The sequence below is a fragment of the Sorangium sp. So ce1014 genome (assembly GCF_051521505.1).
Taxonomy (GTDB): domain Bacteria; phylum Myxococcota_A; class Polyangia; order Polyangiales; family Polyangiaceae; genus Sorangium.
In genome coordinates, this window is record NZ_CP150356.1 from 9,712,007 (window position 1) to 9,727,201 (window position 15,195).

Below are 15,195 nucleotides of genomic sequence, written 5' to 3' on the forward strand. Positions count from 1 at the left end.
GGGCGCAGCGAGGGTGGGGCGACCATGCCATTCAGACCCATGCGGACGACCTCGCACGGACGACGGAGGTGACTGGCGCGCTGCACCGTGCCTGGTCAGGCAGCGTTGCTCAGGATCTGCGCCTTGCCCCTGAGAGAGGGTGGTTCGACCGTGCAGACAGGCTACGAGTCGTTGCGGCCGCGCGCCGGAGGAGGGCTCGGCGCCCCGGAGCGATGCCCCACGATGCGCTCCGGCTTCGGCCTGCCCCTCGTCTCCGCCGACATCGCCCACCTGTCGCGTCGTGACAGCGCGGCCGGTCGCGCCTCATACCCCCGGCGAAGTCCACCGGCGCACGGTCGGACGCGCAAACGCGTAGAGCGCGTCGAGCGTGCGACGAGGAGGCGCCCGGAGGTAGGTCGCGCGGTGAATGGACCACGCGTGAAAGACGCATGCATCCCCGGCTCGCAGGGCGACGCGCGCGGCGTTCGGCATGTCCGGCGTGGTCCGATCGGCGCCTCGGCGGATCCGGAGCTCATCCGGAGTGTCCCAGCGGGCGTGGGATCCGGGCACGATCTCGAGCCGGTCGTCGTCCTCGAGCGCCAACCGGAAGTGCACCGACGTCGTCGTCGCGACGATGGCGCGCTCGACCTCGGGATCGGCCTGGCCGAGCTGGCTGTCTCGATGCCAGTCCCCGTCCCAGTCCCGCCTGGTCGGCTCGTGGTAATAGTGCGCGTCCTTTAGGCGCGGCGTGTCCTCCTCCCCCGGACACGCCAGGCCGGAGAGCAGCGCGCAGACGCGTGGGGAGCCGATCAACGCAGCGATGCGCTCCAGCGCACCTGGGTCGTCCTGAAGGCAGGCCACGCCGTCGGTGAGGAGCGAGATCCTCGGGGTCGAGTGACCCGTCTCCCGGGAGAGCGCTCGTGTGTGCAGGAGCGCGACGTCGCACGCGCGACGGAGCTCGGCGCGCCCCTCGGCGTCGAGGAAATCGCGCACGACGAAGAAGCCTCGCGCGCGGAAGGCGTCCATTCGATCTCTCGTTGAAATGCTCATCATGACCTCGCGGCAGTCGAGCTCGCGAAGATCACTCAATGGACGGTCCGAGGCCCACGCATCGCCAGCGCGACGAGGGGATCGTGGGGAAACGGTCGCTGACGAAGCGGACTCGATACGATGACGCATGCGAGCCGCCCCGCGATCTCGAACGTCGCGAGCGCGGCCGGCGCGCCGAAGTACGCGATCGGCACGAGATCGACGCCGCGCGCGGGCGCCGGCGCGGAGCGCTCGTCGAGGATCCGCGCGAGGGCCCTCTGGTAGCTCTCGCCGGTCCTGGCCATCCTGGCCCGAACGTCCGCGCGCAGCTTCTTGTGGTGGTGACGGTTCCCCATCGGGCCTGTCCAGGTGATCTGCCGAGATCGATCCTTGTCGGCCGGCACCGACGGGAGAGCGGCAGCATCACGAGCCACGACCGCCGAAGGGCAGCGCCCTCTTCGCCCCTCACGCGAGCCGTGCCGGCGGCAGGCGAGGAGCCGGGCTCGGAGCAGCCCGATAGGCGCAGTATTCGCCGGACCAGGGCCGATGTCAACGCGCCGCGGGAGTCTACGTGCGTCCGCCCAGCGTGCGCCCGATGCAGTGCCTGAGGCCCGCCTGGAGGTCGGAGAGCGTCGTGATCTCGGAGAGGTCGAGCCCGAGCGAGACGACCGTCTGGGCGACGCTCGGCCGGATCCCGGTGATGATCCCCTCGGCGCCGAGGAGCCGGATCGCGCGGACCAGCTCGACGAGGTAGCTCGCGGTCTTCGTGTCGACCGCCTCGACCCCGGTCAGGTCCAGGAGCGCGAAGCGGGCCTGGGTGCGCACGACCGCCTGGAGCAGGCTGTCCATCACCTCCGCGGTCCTCGCGCTGTCGACCACGCCGATCATCGGGAGCGCCAGCACGCCGCTCCAGACCTGGAGGATGGGCGTCGAGAGCTGGCGGATGACCTGCTGCTGCCGCTCGATGAGCGAGAGCCGCTCCCGGAGCTCCTGCTCCGCGCGCCGCGACTCGGTGAGATCGAGGGTGATGCCGACCACCCCGTCCACCTCGCCCCCCTCGCCTCGGACCGGGACGAACCAGTTCTCGATGGGCTTTCCGTTCGCTTCCATGACGTTGTGGATCGGCTCCCCTCGAAGGGCAGTGCGCAACCCCACGGTCTCGTGCTCCTTGTAGAGGTCGAAATTGTTCAGCCCGACGAGCTGCCCTGGCTTCATGCCGGCCGACGCGAGCGCCTTGCCGTCATAGTAGGTGAACACGCCGCGGCCGTCGGAGGCCCAGACGACGACATCCAGGTTGTCGACGAGGGCGCGGAGGATCGCCTGCTGCTCCGCCTGGCGCCGGGACGCCTCGATCTCGACCGTCACGTCGCGGCCGATGCACAGCACGCCGGCCGCCTCGCCCCGGGGATCGAGCACGCGGTGGTGAGCCCACGCGCACGCCACGTGGCCCCCGTCGCGCCGGGCGTGGCGCAGGCGCCGTTCCCCGCTGTCCTCGTCGAGCAGGCGCCGCCATAATCCATCGTCCTCGGGCGTGGGCAGCAGCTCGGCGATCGGCCGGCCGATCGCGTCCTGTCTCGAGATGCCGAGCTGTCGCGCGGCGCTCTCGTTCCACTCCGCGATCGCGAGATCCAGGCCGTATTCGACCACCGCGAGCGGCGATCGGGCAAGAGTGTGCACGTGGTCCCTCATCTTCAGGCGCGCCGCCCGCCGGCTGCCGGGGGTCTCGCTGCGCGCCAGCGTAACCCTGAGCCCCGTCCGCAGATCAAGTTCCTATCAGCGGCTACGCGGGCGCGAAGGCCAGATCACCTCCCGGCGCCGGCGCTGACCGCCGGCGCCGCTGGTCGAGCTGTCGAGTTACGGCGAGCCGCCGCCGGCGCCGCCCGAGCTGCCGTAAGCGCCGGCGCCGCCGACGCCGACGCTCGTGTTGGCTCCGTACCCGCCCTCGCCGTACCCGCCCTCGCCGTACCCGCCGCCCGCTCCCCCGTTGCCGTAGTACTCGTCCGGGTGTTCGTAGACGTCGATGCTGACGTTCAGCTTGCCGTTGAGCCACAGCGCGCTGTCCCCGATACCGAACCGATACTGAGCCCAGGTCGTCGAATGCGGCGAGACGTAGACGTAGACCGTCTGCGACGATAGCAGCGTGGCCTCGACCTCCGTCGCCGTGCCGCCCTCGACCTTCTCGAAGTTCCACCCTGGAAGCAGGCTGACGTTGTACGAGCCCTGCTCCAGATCGACGAGGATGGACGTCGCGTCAGGATCTTCGTCCTCGCTACTGATCGTCAACAGAGGGTTGCTGCTCCCGCTGCCGCCCTCCCCGCCGCCGGTGGTGACGGCTCCGCCCGCCCCGTCGTACCAGTAGTATCCGCTCCGGATCTCGAACGTGGCGTTACGGAGCCGATATCGCGCTCCGGACTGCGCCTCCGCCGCGAGCGGCAAGCTGATTGATCCGAGCGCCGCCTCGTCATCAGGTTGCGAAGCGCAACCGCTGAGCCCAGCCACGAATGCCACGCCGGCTGCCGCGAGCGACCCAAAACCCCTGAACATCTTGTTCATTCGTCTCTCCTCCCAAGCTACGGGTCGGGACTGGCGGCTCCGTGTGTCACGAGCTGCCGCCGATCCCGAGCACGAGCCCACCGAAGAGCAATTCGCGAGCCAACTCGACTGATCGGCTTTTTACGCGCTCCGTTCGACGGTAGCCAGCCGACATGGCTCATCTTGGCTCAAATGATTTGTGCCAGTGGACAGCCCCCGCTCCTCACTCGGGGTGATGCAGGAGCCGGGCAGGGTCGCCCAGGTTGGGCCGAGACCGCCGCGTGGCCCGCAGGCGCGCGCTCGGAGGCCGGAGACCGGACGGGCTCGCTGGCGCCGGATCCCCTACGCTGACCTCCCGGCATCCGCCGGGAGGAGGCATGTTCATGCGTCGATGGTCCGTTCTGCTGTGCGCTTCAGCGATCGTTGCGTGTGGTTCGGGGGACGAGTCGCCGGGCAGCAGCGATGCCGGCTCCGGGGGAGGAGGGAGCGCCGGCTCCGGCGGAGGTGCGAGCGCCGGCTCCGGCGGAGGTGCGAGCGCCGGCTCCGGCGGAGGTGCGAGCGCCGGCTCCGGCGGAGGAGGAAACGCCGGGCTCCCTCGCGCGTTTCGTTACGGCGCCAACCTCGGCCACCGCAATGCGGCCTGGGGCGACGACAAGGAGGGGACGCTCGCGGCCCGAGCGGGCGTCCGCAGCCTCCGCGTCAAGCTCCCAGCGGCCCATTTCGCGGCGTGGGGATACGATATCGAGCTCGGGGATATCCGGTCGTATGCGGCCCTGGGCATGGCCGAGCACATCGGGTTTCTCATCGGATCCGAGTCGGTGGAGCTGACGACGGCGCCGCCCGGCGCGGCCGACTGGCAGAACGAGCACTACATCCCGAAGAGCCTTTACGAGCCGATCTTCTCGGCCGACGGAACGGTGAACCCGGGCAACGCGTGGGCCTCTTACGTGTACCGGACGGTGGACACCTACAAGGACTGGATCCAGGTGTGGCACGTGTGGAACGAGCCCGACTGGGTGGCCGACTGGCGCGTCACCGAGACGTGGGTCACCGAGCCGCCCAGGGCCGCCGATCTCCCCCGGTTCAACGGATCGATATTCGACTACATAAGAATGCTGCGCGTCACGAAGGAGGCCGCGCGCAAGGCGGACCCGGACGCGCTGATCGCGACGGGGGGCATCGGATACCCGGCGTTCCTCTCGGCGATCCTGCGCTACACCGACAACCCGGAGGGCGGGGCGGTCACGCCGGATTACCCGGAGAAGGGCGGCGCCTACGTCGACGTCCTCGACTTCCACTATTACCCGATCTTCAGTCCGAAGAGCTCGGACGCGTCCGTCGACGATTTCCTCGCATCGAAGGACGCTCTCGCCGCGGCGCTCGCCGACGCCGGCGCGCAGGTGCAGGGGTGGAACGTCTCGGAGAACGGCGCGCCGCTCGCGCCGACGCCGGAGTACCCGGAGGTGGGGAGCCCGGAGTACGCGCGCAACTATCTCATCAAGATGATGACCATGGCGCAGGCACACGGCATCGGGGGCGTCGACTGGTTCATTCTATCGAACGGCGAGGAGGGGAGCGACGATGTGTTCGCGCACATGGGGCTCTACAACGACGTCGGCGCCCTCGACAGCGTGGATCAGGCGACAAAGACCGACCTCGGCAAGGCGTACACCACCCTCAACGAGGTGCTCTTCGGCGCGTCCTACGATGACGGCGCGACGAGGGAGCTCGCGCTGCCGCGGGACGCGCGAGGCGCCGTGTTCGAGAAGGACGGCAAACGCCGCATCGCCCTCTGGGCCGTGACGCCGAGCGACACGGAGGACGCGTCCGCGAACGTCGAGCTCGCGACGCGCACGGGGTTCGATGTCCACGCGTGGGACGGCGCGAAGACCTCCGCCGACGCGAGCGGCGGCAAGGTGACGCTCGCCCTCTCGGGCAGCCCGGCGCTGCTTGTCGAGCGATGACCGCCGGGGGCCATCATCCAGGTTGATCATGCGCCGGCCGGGGCCGCGATGGCGGCGATCGCCTTCCGCAGCTCCTCTTCGAACTGCTGGAACGCCGGAAGGCGTCGCAGGGAATCGAGGCGCACCTCGGCCCCGAGCAGGGCGTAGTAATCCTCCACGCCTCGACCCATCCGCGCGCCCAGGGCACAAAGCGCCGTCTCCAGGACCTTTTTCGGATCGGACTCCGCTTCTGGGTTGGAGGGCAGCGGCGGCATCCGGTCGGTCTCGAAGATCCTGCAGAACGCCTCGGGGTCGGCCAGCATCCACGCCTCGGTCTCCCGCACGGGGACGCAGGCGGCCGCGGCGAGATCGGGGCGCGCGCGCCGCGCGCGGGCGAGGCCCGGCTCGATCCGCTCGCGCCGCACCTCATCGGGCGCGCCCTCGCCGTCGCTGTGCACGACGAACAGGTTGCACTCGCTCCAGCTCTCCTCGATCGCGGCGGCGATCCGCTCTTCCCGGCTCGCGCCTCGCGATTGTCGCGGTTCACTGATGCGCCGGGCGTCATCTATATAGGGGACGCTCTTGCAGATCTCGGCGGCGAGAGGCGGCAAGATCCGGTTGAGCAGATTGCAGAGGAACCGGTCATCGGTGGGGCCCTCGGCGTAAACTCCTGCGCACAGCCAGTTCACGCCTCGTCCTCCGGGCGCGCGGCGTCCAGGATGCGCTCGATCTCCCGCCGGGAGACGGTGCTCGGGTCGCGCTCCGGGCCGTCGGCAGCGCGCACGTGGCGCATCCGCGTGGAGCGGAGGTCGTCACCCCGCCGGACGAGATCCGCGAAGACGAGCGACTCGGGCCTTCCGTGGAGCGCGGCGAGGATCGCCGGCGAGTGGCTCGTGAGCAGCACCTGCGGCGGGAGAACGTCGCCCTTGGGCGTGGTCGCGTCGATAAGCTTGTCCATGAGCGCGCGCAGGCGACCGGGATAAATACCATTTTCCGGCTCCTCGACGGCGATCAGCACACCGGGCGGCGAGCCACGCAGAAGCGTGAGCAGCGCAATGAGGCGCAATGTGCCGTCCGAGAGCACGCGGGCGGGCACGCGGGCGCCGTCCGTGAACTCCATTTCCAGCCGGAGTTCTTCGTCGGCCGGAACAACCTCGAACGATCGAAAACCCGAGATGAGCTCCGCGAGATCCGCCCGGATCTGAGCTCGCGCTTCGGGGGCCAGCGCGGCGAGCGCCGTAGGTAGGTTGGAGCCGTCGGCCGCGAGCGTAGGTCCTGCAGCGCGATCGCTGGAGAGGCGAAGCTTGGAAGGCTCGAAATGGATCATGCGGATCGCGCTGAGCTCTCTCGCAACTTTGCCGAGCAGGCTCGCGGGGCGTGCTCCCGCCATAACGCCACGACCCGAAAGGGCTCCGAGGGAGCCAGGGTCCCACTCCAGTCCGAAGTGACTCCAACGAACGGCCCGAGTGTCCGGCCCGGCGACCGGTCGTGTGCCCTCCAGCTTAAAAACGCTTTCCCTATGCCCGCCAAACGGGACATTGTAACGAGCCAACGGCACCAGCGCAGGATGCCGCGCGATCCACGTATCCGCCGCCGGACCATCGAGGATGACGAAGCGCTGTTCGTCGATGGTGATATCCTCGAGCCCTGAAGAAAGGACGGTGCGCCCGATCTCGGTCCTGTGGAGCACCCTCGTTACGGACGGCTCCTCCCAAGGAGGATCCCTGGTTGTATCAAGAAGCATCTCCACCGAGATGCTGATCCTCTCCGCCGCTCCATCCCGCAGCCGCGAGAACTGATCCCGGATCGCACCGCGACCGCTCTTCAGCGCCTCGATGACGCTGGTCTGGGCGAGCCGCGACAGGAGGTGCAGCGCGTCGAGCAGATTCGACTTGCCCGCGCCGTTGGCGCCCACGATCGCCGTCAGCGGCTCCAGGTCCAGCGCGAAGCCGCGGAGCGACTTGAACCCATCGACCTCGATCCGCGTGATCATCGCCGGCCACCGTACCGCAGCCGACCCTCCGGCGCACTGGCCCCCAGCAGGACTCGCCGCGCGTCAGGGCCCCGCCCCACCACGCTCGATCCCTCTCGGACGACCTCCGCAAGGCCAGGAAAGCCGCGGCGTACGTCCCGCACGAGCCCGCTCGGCCACGCCCTCCCGCATGGTAGCGTCCTCTCATGGAGCTCCGCCTGCGCGGCCTCACCCACCTCGATCCGCTCGCCGTCCCCCTTCCCCACGGCACCGAGGTGACCACCCGGGTCGACCGCGTCCTCGGCGAGCGCCGCGTCCCCCAGGGCGCCGTCGGGCGCGTCGTCGGCTCGGCCGGCGCCGAGCTCGACGTGATGCTCGTCGGCGTCGGCGTCGTCCGCTACCGCCGCGACGAGCTCGTCCCGCGCAAGACCGGCCAGGTGCGGCACGCGGAGCGGCGCAGCGCCGCCTGGGACGCGCTCCTGCCCGCCGTCGTCCTCGAGGCCGTCGTGGGGTCGCGCGCGTGGGGGCTCGCGCACGAGGGGTCCGACACCGACCGGCGCGGCGTCTTCGCCCTCCCCTTCCCCTGGACCACAGGCCTCGCCGAGCCGCCGCGGGACCTCGTGAGCACCGACGGCAGCGCCTCGTACTGGGAGGTCGAGAAGGCCATCCGACAGGCCCTGCGCGCCGATCCGAACACCCTCGAGCTGCTCTTCGTCCGCACCGCCGAGGCGCGCGACGAGATCGGCGCGTGGATCCTCGAGGCGCGCGCCGCGTTCGTCTCGTCGGCCATCTACGGCAGCTTCGGCCGCTACGCGCTCTCGCAGCTCAAGCGGCTCTCGCAGGCGCACCGGCTCGCCGAGCACCGCGAGCGCGTGCTCGACTGGCTCTCGGACGACCCGGCGCTGTCGCTCGACGACGTCGCCCGCAAGCTCGCCGCCATCAGCCCGCGCGCCGCGCCGACCGAGGCCGACCGGGAGCTCCAGGCGAAGGAGTACATCAAGCAGCTCTACCGCTCGCTCCACGATCAGGGCCTCTTGCCCGCGCGCGACTTCGCCTCGCTCGCCGCCTTCGCGCGAGAGGGCCGTGCCCCGCTCGACCCCGCCCGCGACCTCCGCCCCAAGAACGCCTACAACCTTGTGCGCCTCATCGCGACCGCGATCCGCTGGCTGCGCGACGGCGAGGTCGATCTGGTCGTGCAGGGCGATCTCCGCGAGACGCTCCTCGCCATCAAGACCGGCGCCTGGCCGCTCGACCGGACGATCGAGCTCGCCGAGTCGATGACGCCCGAGCTGGAGGCCGCGCGGCTCGCGACGAAGCTGCCGCCGCACCCCGACGTGCCCCGCGCCGACGCGCTCCTCCGGCGCGTCCGCGAGGAGATCGCCCGGCGGCACGTCGCCGCGGCGCCGGGCCCGCTCGGCAAGGACGCTCCCCCCGCGCCGGTCGCGGTCTGGGACGAGGGAGACGCCGGGCGCGCGCGCGGCGACGATGAAAGAAGGGACGAGGGATGAACACTCAGGTGCTCGATGCAAAGCAGCAGGAGGTCGCGGCGCGCGTCATCGCCGAGGAGGAGGCCAGGCGGCCGCACCTCGTCATCGCCCTGAGCGGCGCGCACGCCTACGGCTTCCCCTCGCCCGACAGCGACCTCGATCTCAAGGCGGTGCACGTCGAGCCCACCGAGAAGCTGCTCGGCCTGCTCCGCAGCAACGCGAGCCCCGAGCGGATGGAGGTCATCGACGGCGTCGAGATCGACTACACGTCGAACGAGATCCACCCCGTCCTGCTCGGCGTCCTCCAGGGCAACGGCAACTACATCGAGCGGATCCTCGGCCCTCTCCAGCTCCACGTCGATCCCGACCTCGCCTCGCTCCGCCCGCTCGTCGCCGCCGCGCTGTCGCGCCGGATCTTCCGCCATTACGTCGGCTTCGCCACGAGCCAGCTCCGCGCCTGGGAGGCGGGCGGCCGCGCGTCGGCGAAGAAGCTCCTTTACGTCCTCAGGACCACGTTGACCGGCGCCCACGCGCTCCGGACAGGCGAGCTCGTCACCGACGTGACCGCGCTCCTCGACCTCTACGGCTTCAGCGCCGCGCGCGAGCTGATCGAGGCCAAGCGCGCCGGAGAGAAGTCGGCGCTCGCCCCCGACATCACCGCGCGCTGGACAGAGCAGATCTCCCGGGCCTTCACGACCCTGGAGGCGGCCCACGATCACGCCGCGCTGCCGGAGGAGCCCCCGAACCAGGGCGAGCTCAACGACTGGCTGCTCGCGCTGCGCAAGGCGCGGCTGTGAGGCGCGGTCGGCCAGGAGAGCTGTGCCGGGAGAGAGGGGCGCTTGACCTCGCGCCACATGGCGGGTACATTTACGCCAAATGGCACCCAAAGGCCCCTCCTCGAGCCCCCAACGCCTGGCGGCCTCGAACCGGTACGCGACGGTCCTGCTTGGCCTCCCCAAGACGGATCCGGTGTCGCTCACGGCTGCCGTGCGCGCAGGCTTCGCCTACAGGGCCTTGGACAGGTTCTCCAGAGAAACCAATCTGTCGCTCACCGAGCTGGGTCACATGATCCAGATCACGGATCGCACGCTCGTGCGCCGCAAGACAGCGGGCCAGCTTCAGCCTGAAGAATCCGACCGGCTGCTCCGCGCCTCCCGCGTGTTCGCGCTGACCATCGACCTGTTCGAAGGTGACCGGGACGCGGCCAAGCGGTGGCTGGAGACGCCGCAGAGAGCGCTCGGAGGATCCACGCCGCTCGAGTTCGCCTCGACCGACGTGGGCGCCCGCGAGGTCGAGAACCTCATAGGACGCCTGGAGCACGGCGTCGCCGTCTGATGTCGACAGCGTGGCGTTTGCTCAAGACCAAGTTCGCTCACGACGCATTCAGCGGCGAAGGTGCTCGCCTGTACGGTGGCCGCTGGAACAGCCCCGGCACGGCGATGGTCTACCTTGGCGAGTCGCTCTCCCTGTGTGCGCTGGAAGTGCTGGTGCATCTCCAGGCGACAGCGCCGCTGGACGCGTATTCGCTCATTCGGGTCGACTTCGATTCCTCGTATCTGACGGACGTCGACCAAGGGACGCTCCCGCCAGGGTGGGCGGACTCTCCTCCGCCCGCCGAGGTGCAGCAAATCGGCGATGGCTGGGTGGCCGGTACTGCCGGTCTGCTGCTGCGGGTTCCGAGCGCGATCCTCCCAGCCGAGAACAATATCCTTCTGAATCCGAAGCATCCCGCCTTCGGGACGCTGCGGATATCAGCGCCCGTTCCGTTTCGGTTCGATCCGCGCCTGTTCAGATGAAGATGCCCGGCCAGGGCCGCCTCACCGCGGCAGCGAGCAGCCGTCCCCGCACGCCTTGTGACCGTCGCGGCACTTCACCGCGGGGCCCCGCCCCTGGCACGTCACCGGGCATCCCCCTCCGGTATTCGAGCACGACACCGCGCACGAGCCCGTGCAGGTCACCTCACACCCTCCAACCCGGTTGCACCGCACGATGCTGCCGTCGCCCACGACGGAGCGGCATTGGCCCACGTCCTCGCAGGTGGCCGAGCAGCCGGCGCCGCAGGTGGCCTGGCACGTCTCCGCGTTGCGGCACTCGACAGAGCAGTTGTCCGTGCACCTCGTGTCGCACGACGTGCTCCTCGCGCAGGAGGACTGGCAGTCGCCGGCGCAGCGGCTCTCGCAGACCTCGCGATCGGCGCAGCTCGGCCTGCAGCCGGACGCCTCGCCGCACGTGAGCAGGCAGCTCTTCGGCGCGTTTCCCGGGCTGCCGACCCCGCAGGAGCAAGGCACGCCCGGCGCGCAGCCGGCGGCGCTGGCCGCGGGCGCCAGGGAGCTCTGGGCCTGCGCGATGTCCTCGAGGGACACCGGGGTCGGCGCGCCGCCCTCGCGAGCGCCCCGATCGCGGGAGGGCCAGAGCAGCAGGACCGCCCCGAGGCCCACGCAGAAGAGGAGCACCGCCACCCCGCCGACGACGGCGAGCTGCGGCGGTCCCGGCGCGCGCGGTAGAGGCGCGGCGCTCGCGCCCGGATGGGCTCGAGCCGGCGGAGGCGCCGTCGAGACAGCCGACGCGGCCGGCACCGCCGTCGCGAACGGGGGCTCCTCGCCCCGGCGCACCGCGCGCACGTCGGCGAGCATCGTTTGCGCGTCCGGGTAGCGCCGCTCGACCTGGAAGGCGAGCGCGCGGTCCACGACGCGCGCGACCCGCGGATCCACCCCGGGCGCGGCGGTCGCGAGCGGGGGGGCCGGCGTCGTGCTCATCTTCACGAGGAGCTCTCCCTCGGTGAGCGCGTCCGCGTCGTGGAGCCGCCGGTTCGCGAGCAGGGTGAACATCGTCGCGCCCACCGCATAGAGGTCGGCCCGCCCGTCCACGTTCCTCCCGAGGATCTGCTCCGGCGCCATGTAGCTCGTCGTGCCCAGCATCGCGCCCGTCCGCGTCTTCAGCCCGGCGCCGCCCTGCTTCATGCGCGCGATCCCGAAATCGAGCACCTTGAGCCGCCCGTCGCGCGTCACGAAGAGGTTGTCCGGCTTGATGTCCCGATGGACGATCCCGGCGTCGTGCGCGGCCCGGAGCACCTCGAGGAGCGTGTCCACGTGGGCGAGGATCTCGGGCAAGGGGACGCTGCCGAGCCGCAAAGCGCGCTCGCGGAGGCTCTCCCCGTCGAGCAGCTCCATGACAAGGAACGGCTCTCCCTGCTCGGTCACGTCGATGTCGAGGACCTGCACCGCGGCCGGGTGGCCGAGCCGCGTGGCGGCGAGCGCCTCCTGCTCGAAGCGGGCGCGGAGCTCGCGCGACACGGCGCTCTCCGGGTGCAGGACCTTGATGGCCACGCGGTGCCCCACGTGATGGGTGGCCGCGTAGACGGCCGCCATTCCCCCCGCCCCGATCAGCGCGTCGAGCCGCCATTTCCCGTGGAAGATCGTCCCGACGCGGGCCTTCAGCCGACGGACCTCTTCCTCTTCCGCTCCGGACATCGGCGCCGAGCCTAGCACGGGCTGCCTCGCGGCCGGCTCGACGGCCCACGTGGAGGTGGCCCGGGGACACTGGCCCTCTTCGCTCATCGACGCTCGGGCACAACGGCCCGCGATCCGAGGTCAGGAGTGGCGTGCCGCGATCTCCCGACAGGCCACGTCACGCGCGCTGCCGCCAGAGCGCCAGTCTTCGTCGTGCCGGCGGAGGCGGCTCAAGCCCGGCCGGCGCGGCCGCGGCCGGCGAGGTCCCACGCCGCCGCGACGGCCTCTTCCGCGCTCGCGGCCGACGCGATGTGATCCGAGCGCCGGTCGTCCACGCGCCCTCCGGCGAGCTGCCTCGCCCAGCCCCCGCTCGCCGCGAGCGCGAGCAGCGGCTTGCCGAGCTGCCAGGCGACGGCGATCTCGCTCAGCGTGCCCGCGCCCCCGCCGACGACCACGACGACGTCGGCCGCCGCGACGACAAGGATGTTGCGCCCGATCTGCAGGCCGGTGGGGACGACGATGTCCACGTACGGGTTGGCCGCGGAGGCCTCGTACCCGGGCAGGAGCCCGACGATATCGCCGTCTCGCCAGGTCGCCGCCTCGCGCCCGCCGCGCGAGACGGCGGCCATGACGCCCCCGAGCCCGCCGGTGACGAGCCGGAACCCCGCCTCGACGGCGCGCCGCCCGAGCTCGACGCACAGGGCCTCGGTCTCCGCGTCCAGCGCGAGGCCGTTGCCGATCACCGCCATCACGGGGCGGCGCGGCACGTAGGGAGCGATGTCCCTCTTCGTGTCCTCCTCTTCCCGATCGTCGTCCATCACGGCTCCGCTCCGGCGACCGCGAGCCGCCGCGTCACGTGGCGCGCGGCCCGGTCGCGAGGCGCATCGTGTCGCTTCCCGCGCAGCGTGGCAAGGCCGCTCAGGGCCGCACGCCGCGCAGCGTGGCGAGGCCGCTCAGAGCCGCACGCGCGCCGGCCGGCGGCGCCGCGCCGGCGTCGCCTCGGGTCGCCGCGCGCCGTCGCGCGCGGGTCGCCTCGCGCCGTCGCGCGCTACTGCTGGCCGGAGTAGAGGGCGTCCACGGCCTCGGCCCAGAGCTTGTTCATGGCGATCCGGCCCGCGGGCAGCGGGTGCACCAGGTCGGGAGCCGGCTGGAGCTGCTCGGGGTGCCCCTCGAACCACGCATACAGATCCGGCCCTGCGACGAGGGCGTTCTCCAGCGTGAGCTCGTCGATCGCCTTGTTGAACACATCGAGCGTGTCGTGGTTGCCGTCGGGCGAGAACGGGATGCGCGCGAGCACCGGGACGCGGCCCGCGGCCTCGATCCTGTCGATGAGCTCCTGCAGGTTCGACTTGAAGGTGCTCGCGTCGGTGTGGTTGCCCCACGAATCGTTGGTGCCGTAGCCGATGGCGAAGAAGCGGTAATCGGGGTTCAGCTCCAGGGCCTCATCGAGGCGGTCGAGCGCGTCGTCTGTGAGCTCGCTCCCGATGCCGCCGTTGATCATCGCGGGGTAGTGGGCCTCGTGCGCCGCGTGCACGTTCTCCGCGAAGCTCGGCTGCGTGGCCGGGGTGTCGCGGTCGTAGGCGAACGCCGTGATGCTGTCTCCGAAGAAGAACCACGTGTCCTCCGCGCCGTTCGAGATGTCGTGCACGTCGATCTCGTCGAGCTGGACGCCGGACTCGTCGGACGCCGCGGGCGCCTCGGTCACGACGAGCCGGACCCAGCTCTGACCGCCGAAGTCGAAGCTGTGGGCGCGCGTGCGGACCGGGTTGTCGGTCACCTCGGCGACGCCCTTCCAGGTGCCGTCCGAGCCGTTCGTGGAGTCGCTCGACGTCTCCACGCGGTAGGCGCTCGGCGCCCCGTATTGCACGTCCGTGTAGTTGTAGTTGTACGAGGCCGACCAGCTGAGGAGCAGCCGCTCGTACCCGCCGCCGACCTGGATGGCGACCCAGGCCGGCTCGCCTGCGATGGGTTTGCCCGCGATCCAGGTCCCCGCCGACCTGTATTTGCCGTCGTTGATGACCGACGCCGTCCCCCTCGAGGCGAAGGCGGGCTTGCCGCGGGAGACGAGGGGATTGGGCGTGAGCCCCGGCGCGTCCGGACCGCCGCCGCTGCCACCGCCGCCCGTGTTCCCGGCGCCGCCCGTGTTCCCGGACCCGCCGGCCCCGCCGGTGCCGCCGCCGGTGCCGCCGCCCGCGCCCCCGCTGCCCTGAGCCGCGGTGCTCCCGGAGCTCGCCGACGCGCCACCCGTACCCCCGGGGCTGCCGGACGAGCCGCCGTCGTCGTCCGAGCAGGCCGGCAGGAGCGCGACCGTCCCAAGCGCAAGAAGAACCAGGAGACCTGACTGGTGAAATGAACGCAAAGCCATCGAAACTGACCTCCAGAGCCGGGCACTCTGGGGCATCGGGGCGCCACGATCAACAGCGGAGGCGACGTCCGTCATCGATCGGCGCCGTTGATATGAACCGGTAAAGTCAAGCGCACTATGGCGTAGACAGCAGCGGACCATGCCGATGTCACCGAGCGGGGTGCGACCGTTGACTGAAGCGGTAAATATACAGAGGTGGTGATACCACCAGATCTCCATCGACAGCGCGGCGCTCCGCGTCGAGGCCGGCAGCCGCCGCCAGGGACGCCACACGGGCGACTCGAACGCGGCCTCCTCGACAAGCGCCCTCGGCCCCGCTCGCTTGTGCGGCGGGCCTCGCGGCCGCCGGGCTGCACAGCGCCGTACCACGAGCGATCGACCGCCCGAGCTCACCCGCCGTGCGCGTTCACTCCGGGTATGGCCCGTGCCTCTCCGGTGA

The 15,195-nt window shown here is 70.9% G+C and carries 14 protein-coding genes; 5 read left to right on the forward strand and 9 right to left on the reverse strand.

Annotated features, from left to right (window positions below; translation table 11 throughout):
- Nucleotides 1-303 precede the first annotated feature (303 nt).
- From WME75_RS36880 to WME75_RS36895, 4 genes are all read right to left on the reverse strand, one after another.
- Nucleotides 304-1,005 (reverse strand): phytanoyl-CoA dioxygenase family protein, encoded by a 702-nt coding sequence (locus WME75_RS36880; RefSeq protein ID WP_437480983.1) that lies wholly within the window; start codon nucleotides 1,003-1,005, stop codon nucleotides 304-306.
- A 59-nt stretch (nucleotides 1,006-1,064) separates the two neighbouring features.
- Nucleotides 1,065-1,364 carry a hypothetical protein gene (locus WME75_RS36885; RefSeq protein WP_437480986.1) on the reverse strand — a complete coding sequence of 100 codons (300 nt, stop codon included), beginning with the start codon at nucleotides 1,362-1,364 and terminating at the stop codon, nucleotides 1,065-1,067.
- Nucleotides 1,365-1,575: 211 nt separating this feature from the next.
- Nucleotides 1,576-2,685 (reverse strand): PAS domain-containing protein, encoded by a 1,110-nt coding sequence (locus WME75_RS36890; protein WP_437480989.1) that lies wholly within the window; start codon nucleotides 2,683-2,685, stop codon nucleotides 1,576-1,578.
- A gap of 177 nt (nucleotides 2,686-2,862) precedes the next feature.
- Nucleotides 2,863-3,561 carry a hypothetical protein gene (locus tag WME75_RS36895; protein ID WP_437480991.1) on the reverse strand — a complete coding sequence of 233 codons (699 nt, stop codon included), beginning with the start codon at nucleotides 3,559-3,561 and terminating at the stop codon, nucleotides 2,863-2,865.
- Between the two features lie 362 nt (nucleotides 3,562-3,923).
- Here WME75_RS36895 and WME75_RS36900 point away from each other — a divergent pair, with 362 nt between their 5' ends.
- The gene (locus WME75_RS36900) at nucleotides 3,924-5,504 is read left to right on the forward strand and encodes a hypothetical protein (protein WP_437480993.1); all 1,581 of its coding nucleotides are present in this window, start codon (nucleotides 3,924-3,926) and stop codon (nucleotides 5,502-5,504) included.
- Nucleotides 5,505-5,530: 26 nt separating this feature from the next.
- Here the strand turns inward: WME75_RS36900 and WME75_RS36905 are convergent, their stop codons facing one another.
- Nucleotides 5,531-6,172, reverse strand: coding sequence for a DUF4276 family protein (locus tag WME75_RS36905; protein ID WP_437480996.1), 642 nt, complete (start codon nucleotides 6,170-6,172; stop codon nucleotides 5,531-5,533).
- Nucleotides 6,169-7,476 carry an AAA family ATPase gene (locus WME75_RS36910; protein WP_437480999.1) on the reverse strand — a complete coding sequence of 436 codons (1,308 nt, stop codon included), beginning with the start codon at nucleotides 7,474-7,476 and terminating at the stop codon, nucleotides 6,169-6,171. Before WME75_RS36910 ends, WME75_RS36905 begins: the two co-directional genes overlap by 4 nt.
- A 185-nt stretch (nucleotides 7,477-7,661) precedes the next feature.
- On the opposite strand from WME75_RS36910, the gene WME75_RS36915 reads away from it, so the two are divergent.
- From WME75_RS36915 to WME75_RS36930, 4 genes are all read left to right on the forward strand, one after another.
- Nucleotides 7,662-8,963 carry a DNA polymerase beta superfamily protein gene (locus tag WME75_RS36915; RefSeq protein WP_437481001.1) on the forward strand — a complete coding sequence of 434 codons (1,302 nt, stop codon included), beginning with the start codon at nucleotides 7,662-7,664 and terminating at the stop codon, nucleotides 8,961-8,963.
- Entirely contained in the window at nucleotides 8,960-9,739 is a 780-nt protein-coding gene (locus WME75_RS36920) for a nucleotidyltransferase domain-containing protein (RefSeq protein WP_437481004.1), read from the forward strand. The genes WME75_RS36915 and WME75_RS36920 overlap by 4 nt, the downstream gene beginning before the upstream one ends.
- A gap of 79 nt (nucleotides 9,740-9,818) precedes the next feature.
- The gene (parS, locus tag WME75_RS36925) at nucleotides 9,819-10,277 is read left to right on the forward strand and encodes a type II RES/Xre toxin-antitoxin system antitoxin (protein ID WP_437481007.1); all 459 of its coding nucleotides are present in this window, start codon (nucleotides 9,819-9,821) and stop codon (nucleotides 10,275-10,277) included.
- A gap of 17 nt (nucleotides 10,278-10,294) precedes the next feature.
- On the forward strand, nucleotides 10,295-10,738 hold the full coding sequence (locus WME75_RS36930) for an RES family NAD+ phosphorylase (RefSeq protein WP_437481010.1): 444 nt from the start codon (nucleotides 10,295-10,297) through the stop codon (nucleotides 10,736-10,738).
- Between the two features lie 21 nt (nucleotides 10,739-10,759).
- Here WME75_RS36930 and WME75_RS36935 read toward each other — a convergent pair whose 3' ends face one another.
- The 3 genes from WME75_RS36935 to WME75_RS36945 form a co-directional block, all read right to left on the reverse strand.
- Nucleotides 10,760-12,412 (reverse strand): serine/threonine protein kinase, encoded by a 1,653-nt coding sequence (locus WME75_RS36935; RefSeq protein WP_437481013.1) that lies wholly within the window; start codon nucleotides 12,410-12,412, stop codon nucleotides 10,760-10,762.
- 209 nt (nucleotides 12,413-12,621) lie between these two features.
- The gene (locus tag WME75_RS36940; RefSeq protein ID WP_437481015.1) at nucleotides 12,622-13,209 is read right to left on the reverse strand and encodes a TIGR00725 family protein; all 588 of its coding nucleotides are present in this window, start codon (nucleotides 13,207-13,209) and stop codon (nucleotides 12,622-12,624) included.
- Between the two features lie 230 nt (nucleotides 13,210-13,439).
- Entirely contained in the window at nucleotides 13,440-14,756 is a 1,317-nt protein-coding gene (locus WME75_RS36945) for an SGNH/GDSL hydrolase family protein (RefSeq protein WP_437481018.1), read from the reverse strand.
- Nucleotides 14,757-15,195: the final 439 nt, after the last annotated feature.

Coding starts and splice junctions, on each gene's coding strand:
- WME75_RS36880 (WP_437480983.1), bottom strand. CDS start 1,005: ATGGACGCCTTCCGCGCGCGAGGCTTCTTCGTCGTGCGCGATTTCCTC.
- WME75_RS36885 (WP_437480986.1), bottom strand. CDS start 1,364: ATGGGGAACCGTCACCACCACAAGAAGCTGCGCGCGGACGTTCGGGCC.
- WME75_RS36895 (WP_437480991.1), bottom strand. CDS start 3,561: ATGAACAAGATGTTCAGGGGTTTTGGGTCGCTCGCGGCAGCCGGCGTG.
- WME75_RS36900 (WP_437480993.1), top strand. CDS start 3,924: ATGCGTCGATGGTCCGTTCTGCTGTGCGCTTCAGCGATCGTTGCGTGT.
- WME75_RS36910 (WP_437480999.1), bottom strand. CDS start 7,476: ATGATCACGCGGATCGAGGTCGATGGGTTCAAGTCGCTCCGCGGCTTC.
- WME75_RS36915 (WP_437481001.1), top strand. CDS start 7,662: ATGGAGCTCCGCCTGCGCGGCCTCACCCACCTCGATCCGCTCGCCGTC.
- WME75_RS36920 (WP_437481004.1), top strand. CDS start 8,960: ATGAACACTCAGGTGCTCGATGCAAAGCAGCAGGAGGTCGCGGCGCGC.
- parS (WP_437481007.1), top strand. CDS start 9,819: ATGGCACCCAAAGGCCCCTCCTCGAGCCCCCAACGCCTGGCGGCCTCG.
- WME75_RS36935 (WP_437481013.1), bottom strand. CDS start 12,412: ATGTCCGGAGCGGAAGAGGAAGAGGTCCGTCGGCTGAAGGCCCGCGTC.
- WME75_RS36940 (WP_437481015.1), bottom strand. CDS start 13,209: ATGGACGACGATCGGGAAGAGGAGGACACGAAGAGGGACATCGCTCCC.
- WME75_RS36945 (WP_437481018.1), bottom strand. CDS start 14,756: ATGGCTTTGCGTTCATTTCACCAGTCAGGTCTCCTGGTTCTTCTTGCG.